Raw genomic sequence first — 17,171 nt, forward strand, 5'->3', positions numbered from 1 at the left:
CCGAGCGCTCGGCCCCCAGGCTCGCTATAATCGCCGGCTTTTGATATCCGAACGACAGGGAGAGGCAATGCGCGAGCGACTATTGGCGGCGGAGAAGGTGACCGCGATCCGCTGGCAGGGCGGCGTCCTGCACCTGCTCGACCAGCGCCTGCTGCCGTCCCGGGAGTGCTGGCTGGCCTGCGACAATGTCGCGCAGGTGGCAGCCGCGATCCGCGACATGGCGGTGCGCGGTGCTTCGGCGATCGGTATCGCGGCGGCCTACGGCCTGGTGCTGGCCCTGGAAGAGCGGCTGGCCGAAGGTGGTGACTGGGAGCTGGACCTGGAAGAGGACTTTCTTACCCTGGCCGAGGCGCGCCCCACGGCTGCCAACCTGTTCTGGGCACTGAACCGCATGCGCGAGCGCCTGCAGCGCCTGCGCCCGGACGAAGACGTGCTGGCCGCGTGCGAGGCCGAAGCGCTGGCCATTCACGAAAGCGACCGTGAAGCCAACCTGACCATGGCCCAGCACGGCACCGAGCTGATCCGCCGCCACCAAGGCAACGCCCAGACCCTGCTCACCTATGGCAATGCCGGTGCGCTGGCCAGTGGGGGCTTCGGCACCGCGCTGGGGGTGATCCGTGCCGGTTACCTCGAAGGCATGGTCGAGCGGGTGTATGCCGGCGAGACGCGCCCCTGGCTGCAGGGCTCGCGCCTGACCGCGTGGGAGCTGACCAACGAAGGCATCCCGACCACCCTGTGCGCCGATTCGGCGCTGGCCCACCTGATGAAGACCAAGGGCATCACCTGGGTGGTGGTGGGGGCGGACTGCATTGCCGCCAATGGCGACATGGCCGGCAAGATCGGCACGTACCAGCTGGCGGTCAGCGCCATGCACCATGGCGTGCGCTTCATGGTGGTGGCGCCCAGCACCAGCATCGACCTGAACCTGGCGACCGGCGAGGATATCCCCCTGGAAGTGCGTGAGGCCGATGAACTGCTGGATTACGCCGGCACCCGGGTGGCCCCGGAGGTCGAGGTGTTCAACCCGGTGTTCGACGTGACCCCGGCAGACCTGATCGACGTGATCGTGACCGAGCGCGGCATTGTCGAACGTCCGGATACCGCCAAGCTGGCGCAGTTGATGTGCCGCAAGCGCCTGCATTGACAAATGTGCCGGCCTTTTCGCGGGTAAGCCCGCAAAGAGGCCGGCACAGGCAACAGCAAATCAAGATTCGAACCTGCTTCTGGCTGCCCGCCACATCTCCCCACCGCACCCGCCTTTGTGGTAACATCCGGCAGTTTCCAAGACCGCCCATCACGGCGGCCTTCATTGCGCAGATCCATGGCACAACTCATTGATTTGTCGTAAGTCGTCGCACCCTTATGCGCTGCGGCGGCGAGCTTCGTTCGGCCCTTGATGGAGCTGCGAAGTTTCACCAGAAAAAGGAATCAGGCTTCTCATGGGCGAACTGGCCAAAGAAATCCTCCCGGTCAATATCGAAGACGAACTGAGACAGTCCTACCTCGACTACGCGATGAGCGTGATTGTCGGGCGAGCGCTGCCCGATGCACGTGACGGCTTGAAGCCCGTGCATCGTCGCGTTCTCTATGCGATGAGCGAACTGGGCAACGACTGGAACAAGCCGTACAAGAAATCCGCCCGTGTGGTCGGTGACGTGATCGGTAAGTACCACCCGCACGGCGACATTGCGGTCTACGACACCATCGTGCGTATGGCCCAGCCCTTCTCGCTGCGCTACCTGCTGGTCGATGGCCAGGGCAACTTCGGTTCGGTGGACGGCGACAATGCCGCGGCCATGCGATACACCGAAGTGCGCATGACCAAGCTGGCCCACGAGCTGCTGTCCGACCTGCACAAGGAAACCGTCGACTGGGTGCCCAACTACGACGGCACCGAGCAGATCCCGGCGGTCATGCCCACGCGTATCCCCAACCTGCTGGTCAACGGTTCCAGCGGTATCGCCGTGGGTATGGCGACCAACATTCCGCCGCACAACCTTGGTGAAGTCATCGACGGTTGCCTGGCGCTGATCGACAACCCGGAAGTCACCGTCGATGAACTGATGCAGTTCATCCCCGGCCCGGACTTCCCGACAGCCGGCATCATCAACGGTCGCCAGGGCATCATCGAGGCCTACCGCACCGGCCGCGGCCGCATCTACATGCGTGCCCGCTCCGAGGTCGAAGACATCGACAAGGTCGGTGGCCGCCAGCAAATCGTGATCACCGAGCTGCCGTACCAGCTGAACAAGGCGCGGCTGATCGAGAAGATCGCCGAGCTGGTCAAAGAGAAAAAGATCGAAGGCATCACCGAGCTGCGCGACGAGTCCGACAAGGACGGCATGCGCATCGTCATCGAGCTGCGCCGCGGCGAAGTGCCGGAGGTGGTGCTCAACAACCTCTACCAGCAAACCCAGCTGCAGAGCGTATTCGGCATCAACGTGGTGGCCCTGGTGGACGGCCGCCCGCGGCTGCTCAACCTCAAGGACCTGCTCGAAGCGTTCGTCCGTCACCGCCGTGAAGTGGTGACCCGCCGCACTGTCTTCGAGCTGCGCAAGGCCCGCGAACGCGGCCACATCCTTGAAGGCCAGGCGGTTGCGCTGTCCAACATCGACCCGGTCATTGCCTTGATCAAGGCTTCGCCTACGCCTTCCGAGGCCAAGGAAGCCCTGATTTCCACGCCGTGGGAGTCCAGTGCCGTGCAGGTGATGGTCGAGCGCGCCGGTGCCGAGGCCTGCCGCCCTGAAGACCTGCCCGAGCAGTATGGCCTGCACGATGGGAAGTACTTCCTGTCGCCGGAACAGGCCCAGGCCATTCTCGACCTGCGCCTGCACCGCCTGACCGGCCTGGAGCACGAGAAGCTGCTGGCCGAGTACCAGGAAATTCTCGAGCAGATCGGCGAGCTGATCCGCATCCTCAACAGCGCCGAGCGCCTGATGGAAGTGATCCGCGAAGAGCTGGAGGCCATCCGCGCCGAGTACGGCGATGCCCGCCGCACCGAAATCCTCAATGCCAGCCACGACCTCAACTACGGCGACATGATCCCGGAAGAAGAGCGCGTGGTCACCATTTCCCACGGTGGTTACGCCAAGACCCAGCCGTTGTCCGCTTACCAGGCCCAGCGCCGTGGCGGCAAAGGCAAGTCGGCGACCGGCGTGAAGGACGAGGACTACATCGAGCACCTGCTGGTCGCCAACAGCCACGCCACGCTGCTGCTGTTCTCCAGCAAGGGCAAGGTGTACTGGAAAAAGACCTACGAAATTCCGGAAGCATCGCGTGCCGCCCGTGGTCGCCCGCTGGTGAACCTGCTGCCGCTGGAAGAGGGTGAGCGCATCACCGCCATGCTGCAGGTGGACCTCGAGGCCCTGCAGCAGAACGCCGACCTTGACGAAGAGCTGGAAGACGCCGACGACACCGTGCTCGAAGGTGAGCTGGTCGAGGCCGAGGAAGTTGACGAAGAAGACGGCGACACCCCTGAGTGGGTGGCAGAGCCGACCGGCGCGTACATCTTCATGGCCACCGCTTCGGGTACCGTCAAGAAGACCCCGCTGGTGCAGTTCGCCCGCCCGCGCTCCAATGGCCTGATTGCCTTGAAGCTCAAAGAAGGAGATACCCTGATTGCAGCGGCCATCACCGACGGCGCCAAGGAAGTGATGATGTTCTCCGACGCTGGCAAGGTCATTCGCTTTGCCGAGAGCGTGGTGCGTGAAATGGGCCGTAACGCCCGTGGCGTGCGGGGCATGAAGCTGGGCAAGGGGCAGCAGATCATTTCCATGCTGATTCCGGAGTCCGGCGCGCAGATCCTGACCGCTTCCGAGCGTGGCTTTGGCAAGCGTACCCCGCTGTCCAAGTTCCCACGCCGCGGCCGTGGCGGCCAGGGTGTGATCGCCATGGGTACCAAGGGGCGCAATGGCTTGCTGATTGGCGCCATCCAGGTGCACGAAGGCGAGGAGATCATGCTGATCTCCGACCAGGGCACGCTGGTGCGCACCCGAGTTGGCGAAGTGTCCAGCCTGAGCCGCAACACGCAGGGTGTGACCTTGATCAAGCTGGCTGCCGACGAAACACTGGTTGGCCTGGAGCGGATCCAGGAACCGTCCGAGGACGAACTTGACGATATGGTCGAGGCGGGCGAGGAGGGTGTCGAGGCGGAAGTGCCAGACAATGACGAAGCTGCAGGCGCCGAAGAGGCCCCGCAGGAGTAAGCAGGTGTAAAACCCGAACGGGGCGACCAAGGTCGCCCCGTTTGACTGATAACTGCAGGCAATGCCTGGCCGGGTGCGAGCAAGCTTTTTGTAGGAGCGGCCTTGTGTCGCGAAAGGGCTGCAAAGCAGCCCCAGGATTTCAGCGGCGCTGCAAAAAGCTGGGGGCCGCTTCGCGGCCCTATCGCGACACAAGGCCGCTCCCACAAAGAGGCGCGTGCGGCCTGCAAGAAATGAATTTGTACCATTTGGCAGAGCGAGAGTGGATGTGAGCAACCGAGCCTTTAACTTCTGCGCAGGCCCTGCCGCGCTTCCTACCGCTGTTCTGCAGCGCGCCCAGGCTGAAATGCTGGACTGGCATGGCAAGGGCTTGTCGGTGATGGAAATGAGCCATCGCAGCGACGATTACGTGGCCATCGCCGAAAAGGCCGAGCAGGACCTGCGTGACCTGCTGTCTATCCCCTCCAACTACAAGGTACTGTTCCTGCAGGGCGGTGCCAGCCAGCAGTTCGCTGAAATCCCGCTGAACCTGCTGCCGGAAAACGGCACTGCCGACTACATCGAGACCGGCATCTGGTCGAAAAAGGCCATCGAGGAAGCGCGCCGCTTCGGCAACGTCAACGTCGCCGCCAGCGCCAAGGCCTACGATTACCTGGCCATTCCGGGCCAGAACGACTGGAAACTGACCAGCAACGCTGCCTACGTGCACTATGCGTCCAACGAAACCATCGGTGGCCTGCAGTTCGACTGGGTGCCGCAGACCGGTGACGTTCCGCTGGTGGTCGACATGTCCTCCGACATCCTCTCGCGCCCGATCGACGTGTCGCAGTTCGGCCTGATCTACGCCGGCGCGCAGAAAAACATCGGCCCCAGCGGCCTGGTGGTGGTGATCGTGCGTGAAGACCTGCTGGGCCACGCCCGCAGCAGCTGCCCGACCATGCTCGACTACAAGGTGTCGGCCGACAACGGCTCTATGTACAACACCCCGGCCACTTACTCCTGGTACCTCTCGGGCCTGGTGTTCGAGTGGCTCAAGGAGCAGGGCGGTGTCGAGGCCATGGAGCAGCGCAACCGGGCCAAGAAAGACCGCCTGTACGGCTTCATCGACAGCAGCGAGTTCTACACCAACCCGATCAGCGTCAATGCCCGCTCGTGGATGAACGTGCCGTTCCGCCTGGCCGATGAACGCCTGGACAAGGCCTTCCTCGCCGGTGCCGATGCCCGCGGCCTGCTCAACCTCAAGGGCCACCGCTCGGTAGGGGGGATGCGCGCCTCTATCTACAACGCCCTGGGCCTGGACGCCGTGGAAGCGCTGGTGGCCTACATGGCTGAATTCGAGAAGGAGCACGGCTGATGTCGGAACAGGAACTCAAAGCCCTGCGCGTTCGCATCGACAGCCTCGACGAGAAAATCCTCGAGCTGATCAGCGAGCGCGCCCGGTGTGCCGAAGAGGTTGCCCGGGTCAAGACCGCTTCGCTCAAAGAAGGTGAGAAGCCGGTGTTCTACCGCCCCGAGCGCGAAGCAGCAGTGCTCAAGCGGGTGATGGAGCGCAACAAAGGGCCGCTGGGCAACGAAGAAATGGCGCGGCTGTTCCGCGAAATCATGTCGTCGTGCCTGGCCCTGGAAGAGCCGCTGAAAATCGCCTACCTGGGCCCTGAAGGCACCTTCACCCAGGCGGCGGCCATGAAGCACTTCGGCCACGCGGTGATCAGCCGCCCGATGGCGGCCATCGACGAGGTGTTCCGTGAAGTCGCCGCCGGTGCGGTCAATTTTGGCGTGGTGCCGGTGGAAAACTCCACCGAAGGCGCGGTCAGCCACACCCTGGATAGCTTCCTCGAACACGACATGGTGATTTGCGGCGAAGTCGAGCTGCGTATCCACCACCACCTGCTGGTGGGTGAGAGCACCAAGACCAACAGCATCACCCGCATCTATTCCCATGCCCAGTCCCTGGCCCAGTGCCGCAAGTGGCTGGACGCGCACTACCCGAATGTGGAGCGGGTGGCGGTATCGAGCAATGCCGAGGCAGCCAAGCGCGTGAAGGGCGAGTGGAACTCGGCGGCGATCGCCGGTGACATGGCTGCCAACCTGTATGGCCTGACCCGCCTGGCCGAGAAGATCGAAGACCGCCCGGACAACTCCACGCGCTTTTTGATGATCGGCCAGCAGGAAGTGCCGCCTACCGGCGACGACAAGACCTCGATCATTGTCTCGATGAGCAACAAGCCGGGCGCTCTGCATGAGCTGCTGGTGCCGTTCCACCAGAACGGCATCGACCTGACCCGCATCGAAACCCGCCCGTCGCGCAGCGGCAAGTGGACCTACGTGTTCTTCATCGACTTCGTTGGCCACCACCGCGACCCACTGATCAAGGCGGTGCTCGAACAGATTAGCCAGGAGGCTGTGGCGCTGAAGGTGCTGGGCTCGTATCCGAAGGCGGTGCTTTGATCAAGGGCCGCTGGGGCTGCGTTGCAGCCCATCGCCGGCAAGCCAGCTCCCACAGGTACAGCACAAGCCTGCAGGTTTGCGCTGCCCCTGTAGGCGCTGGCTTGCCTGCGATAAGTGTGGGAGCTGGCTTGCCTGCGATGGGCTGCAACGCAGCCCCAGCGGTCTCACAGGCTGTCCCGATTTCTGAACAGGGTTCACACCAGTGGTAAATGCAGCAAAAACCAAACCCGCGCCCATCATCAATCGCCTGGTCGTAGTTGGCCTCGGCCTGATCGGTGGTTCGTTCGCCAAGGGCCTGCGTGAAAGCGGCCTGTGCCGCGAAGTGGTCGGAGTCGACCTGGACGCCCCCTCGCGCAAGCAGGCCGTAGCCTTGGGCGTGGTCGACCGCTGCGAAGAAGACCTCGCCACCGCCTGCGTGGGCGCCGATGTCATCCAGCTGGCCGTGCCCATCCTGGCCATGGAGAAAGTTCTGGCGCGCCTGGCTCGGCTAGACCTGGGCAACGCGATCATCACCGACGTCGGCAGCGCCAAGGGCAATGTTGTTCGTGAGGCGCGCTCTGTTTTTGTAAACGAGAGCGGCCGGCGCCTGCCGCGCTTCGTGCCTGGCCACCCCATCGCCGGTTCCGAGCAGAGCGGGGTAGAGGCCTCCAACGCCACCCTGTTCCGCCGGCACAAGGTCATTCTCACGCCGCTGGCCGAAACCGACCCGGCCGCACTGGCCCTGGTCGACCGCCTGTGGCGCGCGCTGGATGCCGATGTGGAGCACATGACGGTCGAGCGCCACGACGAAGTGCTGGCCGCCACCAGCCACTTGCCGCACCTGTTGGCCTTTGGCCTGGTCGATTCACTGGCCAAACGCAATGAAAACCTCGAGATCTTCCGGTACGCTGCCGGGGGGTTCCGCGATTTCACCAGGATCGCCGGCAGCGACCCGACCATGTGGCATGACATCTTCCTCGCCAACCGCGATGCTGTCCTGCGCACACTTGATACATATCGCAGTGATCTCGACGCCTTGCGCGACGCTATCGCTGAAGGGGACGGGCACCAGTTGCTGGGTGTATTCACCCGCGCACGCGTTGCCCGCGAGCATTTCAGTAAAATCCTGGCCCGTCGGGCCTATGTGGACGCTATGAACGCCAACGATCTGATTTTCCTGGCCCAACCGGGTGGCCGCCTGAACGGGCGGATTCGTGTACCGGGCGACAAGTCGATTTCTCACCGCTCGATCATGCTCGGCTCGCTGGCCGAGGGCACCACTGAGGTCGAAGGCTTCCTCGAAGGTGAAGACGCCCTGGCGACCCTGCAGGCATTCCGTGACATGGGTGTGGTCATCGAAGGCCCCAACCACGGCCGCGTGACCATTCATGGGGTTGGCCTGCACGGCCTGAAGCCGCCGCCCGGCCCGCTGTACGTAGGCAACTCGGGTACCTCGATGCGTTTGCTGTCCGGCTTGCTGGCCGGCCAGCCGTTCGACGTGACCATGACCGGTGATGCCTCGTTGTCCAAGCGCCCGATGAACCGTGTGGCCAACCCGCTGCGCGAAATGGGTGCCGTGGTCGAGACCGGCCCGGAAGGCCGCCCGCCGCTGACCATTCGCGGCGGCCACCGGCTCAAGGGGCTGACCTACACGCTGCCGATGGCCAGCGCGCAGGTCAAATCCTGCCTGCTGCTGGCCGGCCTGTACGCCGAAGGCAAGACCACCGTCACCGAGCCGGCACCGACCCGCGACCACACCGAGCGCATGCTGCGCGGTTTCGGCTACGCGGTAGAAAGCAATGGCCCGGTGGCCTCGTTGCAGTCTGGCGGCAAGCTGACCGCCACCCGCATCGAAGTGCCGGCCGACATCTCTTCGGCAGCCTTCTTCCTGGTGGCGGCGTCCATCGCCGAAGGCTCCGAGCTGGTGCTGGAGCACGTCGGCATCAACCCGACCCGTACCGGTGTCATCGACATCCTGCGCCTGATGGGTGGCGACATCACCCTGGAGAACCAGCGTGAAGTCGGCGGCGAGCCGGTGGCCGACCTGCGTGTGCGCGGGGCCAAGCTGAAGGGTATCGATATCCCTGAAGAGCTGGTGCCGCTGGCCATCGACGAGTTCCCCGTGCTGTTCGTTGCTGCTGCCTGTGCCGAAGGCCGTACCGTGCTGCGCGGTGCCGAAGAGCTGCGTGTGAAGGAGTCCGACCGAATCCAGGTGATGGCCGACGGCCTGGTTGCCCTGGGCATCAAGTGCGAGCCGACCCCGGACGGCATCATCATCGACGGCGGCCAGCTGGGCGGCGGCGAAGTGCATGGCCACGGTGACCACCGCATTGCCATGGCCTTCAGCGTGGCCTCGCTGCGCGCCAGTGCGCCGATCCGCATTCATGACTGCGCCAACGTTGCCACGTCGTTCCCCAACTTCCTGGCGCTGTGCGCCGAAGTGGGCATCCGCGTGGCAGAAGAGGGCAAGTCGTGAATACGCAGGCCCCCATCATCACCATCGACGGGCCCAGTGGCTCTGGCAAAGGTACGGTCGCCGGCTTGCTGGCGCGCGAACTGGGCTGGCGCCTGCTGGACTCGGGCGCGCTGTACCGGCTGCTGGCGTTCAATGCCAGCAACCACGGTGTCGATCTGACCAACGAAGAGCTGCTGACCAAGCTGGCCGCCCATCTGGATGTGCAGTTCATCGCCGCCGAGCCCGGTAAGCTGCAGCAGACCATTCTCGAAGGTGAGGACGTCAGCCAGGTCATCCGCACCGAAACCGTCGGTGCCGGTGCCTCGATGGTGGCGTCGCTGCCTGCCGTGCGGGAGGCGCTGTTGCAGCGTCAGCGCGCCTTCCGGGAAATGCCCGGGCTGATCGCCGACGGCCGCGACATGGGCACGGTGGTGTTCCCCGACGCGCCGCTGAAGGTGTTTCTGACCGCCAGTGCCGAGGAACGGGCGCGCCGCCGCTACCTGCAGTTGAAGGGCAAGGGTGAAGATGTTAGTCTGTCGAGTCTGCTGGATGAGATTCGGGCGCGTGATGAACGCGACACTCAGCGTGCAGTGGCCCCGCTGAAACCAGCGGCAGACGCCATTCAGCTGGATTCCACCGAGTTGTCCATCGAGCAGGTGTTGCAACGTATCAGGAGCGAGATCGCCCAGCGCGACCTTCTCTGATCACCAGGAAAGCAGGCAGGTTCACCAGTCAACGTCTTGCCGGCGTTCCTTTACTTAAAACAGACCCACATTGTCTGGAATGTGGCGAGGGGCGTTTGTTTCGCCCGAATCTACAGGAATTAAAATGAGCGAAAGCTTTGCAGAACTCTTTGAAGAAAGCCTGAAAACCCTCAATCTTCAGCCGGGTGCCATCATCACCGGTATCGTTGTCGACATCGACGGCGACTGGGTTACCGTACACGCTGGCCTGAAGTCCGAGGGTGTCATCCCGCTCGAGCAGTTCTACAACGAAGCTGGCGAACTGACCATCAAGGTCGGTGACGAAGTCCACGTTGCGCTGGACGCGGTCGAAGACGGCTTTGGCGAAACCAAACTGTCCCGTGAAAAAGCCAAGCGCGCCGAGTGCTGGATTGTTCTGGAAGCAGCTTTCGCCGCCGAAGAAGTGGTCAAGGGCGTTATCAACGGTAAGGTTAAGGGCGGCTTCACTGTCGACGTTAACGGCATCCGTGCGTTCCTGCCGGGCTCCCTGGTTGATGTCCGCCCAGTGCGCGACACCACCCACCTGGAAGGCAAAGAGCTGGAATTCAAGGTCATCAAGCTGGACCAGAAGCGCAACAACGTTGTCGTTTCCCGTCGCAGCGTGCTGGAAGCCGAGAACTCCGCCGAGCGCGAAGCCCTGCTGGAAACCCTGCAGGAAGGCCAGCAAGTCAAAGGTATCGTCAAGAACCTCACCGACTACGGCGCATTCGTGGACCTGGGCGGTATCGACGGCCTGCTGCACATCACCGACATGGCCTGGAAGCGCATCAAGCATCCATCGGAAATCGTTAACGTTGGCGACGAAGTCGACGTACGCGTTCTGAAGTTCGACCGTGAGCGCAACCGCGTTTCGCTGGGTCTGAAGCAAATGGGTGAAGATCCGTGGGTAGCTATCACTGCCCGTTACCCAGAAGGTACTCGCGTACAGGCTCGCGTAACCAACCTGACCGACTACGGCTGCTTCGCTGAGCTGGAAGAAGGCGTTGAAGGTCTGGTACACGTTTCCGAAATGGACTGGACCAACAAGAACATCCACCCGTCGAAAGTCGTACAGGTTGGCGACGAAGTGGAAGTCATGGTTCTGGACATCGACGAAGAGCGTCGTCGTATCTCCCTGGGCATCAAGCAGTGCAAGTCCAACCCATGGGAAGACTTCTCCGGCCAGTTCAACAAGGGTGACAAGATCACCGGTACCATCAAGTCGATCACCGACTTCGGTATCTTCATCGGTCTGGACGGCGGCATCGACGGCCTGGTTCACCTGTCCGACATCTCCTGGAACGAAACCGGCGAAGAAGCCGTACGTCGTTTCAAGAAGGGCGACGAGCTGGAAACCGTCATCCTGTCGGTTGACCCAGAGCGCGAGCGCATCTCCCTGGGCATCAAGCAGCTGGAAGACGATCCGTTCTCCAACTTCGTTGCTGTCAACGACAAGGGCGCTATCGTCAAGGGCATCGTGAAAGAAGTTGACGCCAAAGGCGCCATCGTCACCCTGGCCGACGACATCGAAGCCACTCTGAAAGCTTCCGAAATCAGCCGTGACCGCGTTGAAGACGCGCGTAACGTTCTGAAGGAAGGCGAAGAGATCGAAGCCAAGATCATCAGCGTTGACCGCAAGTCCCGCGTTATCAGCCTGTCGATCAAGTCGAAAGACGACGCTGAAGAGCGTGAAGCTATCCAGAGCCTGAAAAACGCTCCGGAAGCTGCTGCCGACACCACCATGGCTGCGCTGCTGCGCGAAGCAATGGCCAAGCAGAACTGAGTTCTGTTTGATCGGTAAAAAGGGCGACCCTCGGGTCGCCCTTTTTTTGTGCCCGCTCCCAAACACACACCGGCGTTGGCGCGGTAGACCATTCCTGAATTACTTCAATCTTGAAATTTTTTATTAAGTCAAGATGCACCCTGTTCAAATCCTTCCCAGCGTGCTACAACCTGCTTAAGCAATGATCTAGCTGCTTGATAACGAAGGGAAAAATATGACGAAGTCGGAGCTGATCGAACGTATTGTCACCCATCAAGGGCTGCTCTCGTCCAAGGACGTGGAGTTGGCCATCAAGACCATGCTTGAACAGATGTCACAATGCCTGGCTACCGGCGACCGCATCGAGATCCGCGGTTTTGGCAGCTTCTCGCTGCACTATCGCGCCCCACGCGTAGGGCGTAACCCCAAGACAGGCCAGTCCGTCAGCCTCGAAGGCAAGTTCGTACCGCACTTCAAGCCCGGCAAAGAGTTGCGCGACCGGGTCAACGAAGAAGACGAGGCCGAAGCCTGAGCACTCAAGGAGCAATCTGATGCGTAACCTGAAGCGCGCCCTGGCGGCTATTTTCGTGCTGCTGTTGGCGGCGGTGGTATTGTTCTTCGTGCTGGAGAACCAGCAGCCCGTTGCGCTGGTGCTGTTCGGCTGGGCCGCGCCGGAAATGCCCGTGGCTGTCTTGGTGCTGGCAGCGCTGGTCATCGGCCTGGCTATAGGCCCGCTACTGGGCGCATACGGTGTTCAACGCAGCAAGCGCAAGATCAAGGCGTCTGCCCGGCAAGCGGCATTGAGCGGTAACTAAGGAAATTTCCTACGCCTTCCTAGGAATAGTCCGCCTATGCACAGGCTGGCCGCCATGAAGTAATAGCCCACTTCATTTATGGCCAAGTTGAGTGTGCGTAGCATGGAGTTTCCCTGCCTTTTCCATCACGGTGGCACCCGGGGTGTGACTGGTTCCTGCCACCAGTTGCACTTGGCCTCGTGTAGCAGTTTGCTGGTGGACTGTGGGTTGGAGCAGGGCACCGATGCGCCGCCTGGTGCAGAATCCGCGCCGCTCAACTTCGATATTCAGGGCATTCGCGCGTTAATCGTCACCCACGTACACCTGGACCATGTCGGGCGCATACCCGCGCTGCTGGCTGCAGGTTACCGCGGCCCCATAATTTGCAGCGAGCCATCGGCGCGGCTATTGCCGCTGGTACTGGAGGACGCCTACAGGGTGGGCATCAACCGCGAGCCTGCTCAGGTGGCGCGGTACCTTGAACGGGTCACAAGCCTGATTGTGCCTTTGCCCTTCGAGCAGTGGCATGAAGTGGTGATGGAGCCGGGTTTGCAGTGTCGTATCCGCTTGCAGCGTGCAGGGCACCTGCTTGGGTCGGCATATGTCGAGTGCGACCTGTTGCATGGAAGTATCAACACCCGTTACGTGTTTTCAGGCGACCTGGGCAATGGTGCCAACCCATTGCTGCGCCCGCTTCGGCCCCCGGAGCGGGCAGATGTGCTGGTGCTGGAGAGTACCTACGGTGACCGCCTGCACCCGGTCAAGGGCGGTCGGCAGCAGCAACTGGAGGCGGCAATTGATCGCGCCTTGGCGGACAAAGGCACCATTCTGATTCCGGCCTTCAGCCTGGGGCGTACACAAGAGCTGCTGTACGAAATAGAGGATATTCTGCACCGCAAGGCATTGACCGGAGCCCGCGGCGAACCGGGTGACGAAGATCCCGTCAACTGGTCGCAGTTGCCCATCATCCTCGACTCACCCTTGGCCCAGCGTATTACCCGCGTTTACAGCGAGCTGCACGAGTACTGGAACGCTGAAGCCAGAGCTCGCCTGGCTGAAGGGCGCGACCCGCTCGGTTTCAGTCAGCTGATCAGTGTGGACACCCATGCCCGCCACCAACAGGTGGTCAATTACCTCAAGAGTACCGGGCGCCCGGCGATCGTGATTGCAGGTAATGGCATGTGTTCAAGTGGTCGAATCGTCAATTACCTGGAGGCCATGCTCGGCGACCCTCGGCATGAAATAATTTTTGTCGGCCACCAGGCCAAGGGGACGCCAGGGGCGGTGATACAGGCCAGTGAAGGCGCGGAAGGCTTCTTGCAGATCGAGCTGAGCGGCAAGACGCATGAGATCAGAGCGAAGGTGCTAACGGTTGGTGGCTACTCGGGCCACGCAGACAGGGAAGGTTTGATAAGTTTTATTGAGGGTATTCCATCGCCTCCCGCAAAAGTTGTTTTAGTGCATGGTGAGCGGCAGGCGAAAACCGCATTGAAGCAGGCGCTTGAGCATCGTCTGGCTGAAGCGAACCGACCAATGGCGGTTTTTATAGGCAAATAAACGGGTCGCGCTCAGAACATTGGCGATCTCTGTTGTCTCAACCGCGCCCTCATCCGTTTCAAGGGCTTTACAGGTGGTTAGGTGCTTGGCTCCTTGGTACGTCGGAAGCCGTATGGACAGGGAGGGGCGCCCAACCTGGCGGGTAAATCTCTGGTATTCTAGCGCCGAAGCTTGCCTCTACAGCCTATGGATGGCTAGGGATTAAACTCGCTAAACGCGTATATTTATGCGCCGCTGCGGCTGCCGCGGTGGTGTTCAGTGATAAAAAACAGATGCAGGTTTCCTGAGGTTGACAACTTCAAGTGGCCGTTAAGGACTCGATTATGGAATTGATCCCGGTAATTCTTTCCGGTGGCGTTGGCAGCCGTTTGTGGCCAGTTTCCCGTGAGGCTCATCCCAAGCCATTCATGGCCCTGCCCGACGGGCAGAATCTTATACAGAAAACCTTCCAGCGCGCCGCGCGCTTGGAGGGTGTGGTCGAAGTACTGACTGTCACCAACCGGGAACTGTTGTTCAAGACCGAAGACGAGTACCGCAGCATCAATACCCAAGGCCATGCCCAGGGTTACATCCTTGAGCCCTTCGGCCGTAATACCGCGGCTGCCGTGGCTGCCGCTGCGCTGCAGTTGCACCAGACCCACGGCCCTCATGTGCACATGCTGGTGCTGGCTGCCGACCACCTTATCCAGAATGAACAGGCATTTGCCGATGCCGTCGGAAAAGCTCTGCACCTGGCCGAGCAAGGCTGGTTGGTTACGTTCGGCATCAAGCCGCAGTATCCCGAAACCGGTTTCGGTTACATCGAGGCCGCTGCCGGCGGAGCGCTGGAAGGTGGCCTCAAAGTCGAGCGTTTCGTAGAGAAACCAGACATGAAAACAGCCGAGGCCTACGTTGCTGCCGGCAACTACTTCTGGAATGCGGGCATGTTCTGCTTCCAGGTCGGCGCCGTCATTGATGAGTTCAGGGCCCATGCCCCCGATGTGCTCGAAGCCGTGGAGCACACCCTGGAGGCTTCCCGCCGCTCCACCTCCACCGGTTACAGCTGCCTGGCGCTTGAGCCTGACAGTTTTGCCAAGGTGCCAGATATCTCCATCGACTATGCCTTGATGGAGCGCTCTCGCAAAGTGGCTACCGTGCCATGCGATATTGGCTGGAGCGACATCGGCTCGTGGAACGCGGTCAGTGAGCTGACTCCGCCGGATGAGTTCGGCAACCGCTTTGAAGGCGAGGTAATGGCCTACGACGCGCGCGATAACTATGTCAATTCCGAGAACCGCCTGGCTGCGCTGGTGGGCGTGCAAAACCTGCTGGTAGTGGATACACCCGACGCCTTGCTCATCGCCCACAAGGATCACGCCCAGGACGTGAAGCATATCGTCAAGCGCCTGAAAAACGACGGCCATGGGGCACACCTGTTGCATCAGACCGTACATCGCCCTTGGGGTACCTATACCACACTGGAAAATGGCGAGCGCTTCAAGATCAAGCGTATCGTGGTCAAGCCCAAGGCTTCCTTGTCGTTGCAAATGCACCATCATCGCAGCGAACACTGGATTGTGGTCAGCGGCATGGCCGTGGTGGTGAATGACGACCAGGAATTGATGCTCAACACAAACGAGTCCACCTTCATTCGCGCAGGCCACAGGCATCGTCTGGAAAACCCAGGCGTCATCGACCTGGTGCTGATCGAAGTGCAGAGTGGTGATTACCTCGGCGAGGATGACATTGTTCGCTTCGAGGACAAGTACGGGCGTTGCAACGCCTGACACCGGTTATGCTGTCGGCCCCCTGCCAGTCGGGCGCGGGGCTGGTTTCCATGCGGCAATTCTTCGCCGGTCATCCCCTTCCAGTCGGAACCTGTTTTGCGCTTGCGCACCGAGAGAGATGCATGTACGCACCTATCCAGACCCGCTGCTTCAAAGCCTATGACATCCGCGGCCAAGTGCCCGCTGACCTCAACGATGACATCGCCTACCGTATAGGCCGCGCCCTGGTGGCCCAGTTGGGCGGGCGCAGTTATATCGTTGGCCGGGACATGCGCCTGGAAAGCCCTGGCCTGTCCCGTGCCCTGATAAAAGGGCTGACCGAAGGCGGCGCCGATGTAATCGACATCGGCTTGTGCGGTACCGAAGAAGTGTATTTCGCTACCAGCCACTACCAGGCCGATGGCGGCATCATGGTCACCGCTAGCCATAATCCCAAGGGCTACAACGGCATGAAGCTGGTCCGCGAGCAGTCTCGCCCCATCAGTGGCGACACCGGCCTCACCGATATCCGCCACCGCGTCGAAGCCGGCGACCTTGGCCCGCAGGCCGCCCACCCTGGCAGCGTGCGCGAAGCGTTCGATAAAACCGCCTACATCGACCACTTGCTGACCTATATTGACCTCGCCGCGCTCAAGCCGTTGAAGGTGCTGGCCGACCCGGGCAACGGCGCGGTCGGCCCCGTGCTGGAACTGCTGAAGGCGCGCCTGCCGCTGGCGATAACCATCATTAACGGCCAGCCGGACGGGCACTTCCCCAACGGCATCCCCAACCCGCTGCTACCAGAGAATCGGGACCTTACCCGCCACGCCGTTCTGGACACTGGGGCAGACATGGGCATCGCGTTCGACGGTGATTTCGACCGCTGCTTTTTCTTCGATAGCCAAGGTCGTTTCATCGAGGGCTACTACGTGGTCGGCCTGCTGGCCGAAATGCTGCTGGCCAAGCACCCAGGCAGCAAGATCATTCATGACCCTCGCCTTACCTGGAACACCATCGAGCAAGTCAGCGCTGCCGGTGGCCAGGCCATCCAGAGCAAAACCGGTCACGCTTTCATCAAGGAACGCATGCGCGCCGAAGACGCCGTATACGGGGGCGAAATGAGCGCGCACCATTACTTCCGCGACTTTGCCTACTGCGATAGCGGGAACATCCCGTGGCTGCTGGTAGCCGCGCTGATGAGCGTGACTGGAAAGAGCCTGGCACAACTGGTGGATGAGCGTATTGCGGCATTCCCGTGTAGCGGCGAGATCAACTATGAAGTGGCCGATGTAGCAGGCACTATCGACAAGATCCTGGCCTTCTACCTGCCCCAGGCGCCGAGTGTGGACCGTACCGATGGCATCAGTGTCGAATTTGCCGACTGGCGTTTCAGCCTGCGCGGCTCCAATACAGAGCCGTTGCTGCGGTTGAATGTTGAAAGCCGCGGTGATCAAGCGCTGGTAGCGCAACGCGTGACTGAAATCGCCGGCCTGATCCAGGGATAACT

Annotated in this window: 12 protein-coding genes; all 12 read left to right on the top strand. The window is 61.6% G+C overall.

The genetic code is table 11. The annotated features are described in order from the left end of the window. Window positions 1-67 precede the first annotated feature (67 nt). Window positions 68-1,144, top strand: a complete 1,077-nt coding sequence (mtnA, locus tag GEV39_RS06115) for an S-methyl-5-thioribose-1-phosphate isomerase (RefSeq protein ID WP_029886219.1) — start codon at window positions 68-70, stop codon at window positions 1,142-1,144. A 295-nt stretch (window positions 1,145-1,439) separates the two neighbouring features. Then, entirely contained in the window at window positions 1,440-4,205 is a 2,766-nt protein-coding gene (gene gyrA, locus GEV39_RS06120) for a DNA gyrase subunit A (protein WP_173887893.1), read from the top strand. A 265-nt stretch (window positions 4,206-4,470) separates the two neighbouring features. Beyond that, a complete protein-coding gene (serC, locus tag GEV39_RS06125) occupies window positions 4,471-5,556 on the top strand; it encodes a 3-phosphoserine/phosphohydroxythreonine transaminase (protein WP_009686001.1) in 1,086 nt (361 codons plus the stop codon). Then, complete coding sequence (pheA, locus tag GEV39_RS06130; RefSeq protein ID WP_009686000.1) at window positions 5,556-6,650, top strand: prephenate dehydratase; 1,095 nt, start codon at window positions 5,556-5,558, stop codon at window positions 6,648-6,650. The genes serC and pheA overlap by 1 nt, the downstream gene beginning before the upstream one ends. A 235-nt stretch (window positions 6,651-6,885) precedes the next feature. Then, a complete protein-coding gene (locus GEV39_RS06135) occupies window positions 6,886-9,105 on the top strand; it encodes a bifunctional prephenate dehydrogenase/3-phosphoshikimate 1-carboxyvinyltransferase (protein ID WP_249414353.1) in 2,220 nt (739 codons plus the stop codon). Beyond that, window positions 9,102-9,788, top strand: coding sequence for a (d)CMP kinase (gene cmk / locus GEV39_RS06140; protein ID WP_054914135.1), 687 nt, complete (start codon window positions 9,102-9,104; stop codon window positions 9,786-9,788). The genes GEV39_RS06135 and cmk overlap by 4 nt, the downstream gene beginning before the upstream one ends. 124 nt (window positions 9,789-9,912) lie before the next feature. Continuing rightward, complete coding sequence (gene rpsA, locus GEV39_RS06145; RefSeq protein WP_003252673.1) at window positions 9,913-11,589, top strand: 30S ribosomal protein S1; 1,677 nt, start codon at window positions 9,913-9,915, stop codon at window positions 11,587-11,589. A gap of 214 nt (window positions 11,590-11,803) precedes the next feature. Beyond that, window positions 11,804-12,100, top strand: coding sequence for an integration host factor subunit beta (ihfB, locus tag GEV39_RS06150; protein ID WP_003252675.1), 297 nt, complete (start codon window positions 11,804-11,806; stop codon window positions 12,098-12,100). 19 nt (window positions 12,101-12,119) lie between these two features. Beyond that, the gene (locus GEV39_RS06155; RefSeq protein ID WP_009685995.1) at window positions 12,120-12,383 is read left to right on the top strand and encodes a lipopolysaccharide assembly protein LapA domain-containing protein; all 264 of its coding nucleotides are present in this window, start codon (window positions 12,120-12,122) and stop codon (window positions 12,381-12,383) included. Between the two features lie 102 nt (window positions 12,384-12,485). Then, window positions 12,486-13,919: an MBL fold metallo-hydrolase RNA specificity domain-containing protein gene (locus tag GEV39_RS06160; RefSeq protein WP_173887895.1), complete on the top strand. Its 1,434-nt coding sequence runs from the start codon at window positions 12,486-12,488 to the stop codon at window positions 13,917-13,919. A gap of 323 nt (window positions 13,920-14,242) precedes the next feature. Continuing rightward, window positions 14,243-15,685, top strand: coding sequence for a mannose-1-phosphate guanylyltransferase/mannose-6-phosphate isomerase (locus GEV39_RS06165; RefSeq protein ID WP_110677878.1), 1,443 nt, complete (start codon window positions 14,243-14,245; stop codon window positions 15,683-15,685). 122 nt (window positions 15,686-15,807) lie between these two features. Then, window positions 15,808-17,169, top strand: a complete 1,362-nt coding sequence (locus tag GEV39_RS06170) for a phosphohexomutase domain-containing protein (protein ID WP_173887896.1) — start codon at window positions 15,808-15,810, stop codon at window positions 17,167-17,169. Window positions 17,170-17,171 lie beyond the last annotated feature (2 nt).

The sequence above is a fragment of the Pseudomonas sp. NY5710 genome (genome assembly GCF_013305665.1).
GTDB classification, from domain to species: Bacteria; Pseudomonadota; Gammaproteobacteria; order Pseudomonadales; family Pseudomonadaceae; genus Aquipseudomonas; species Aquipseudomonas juntendi.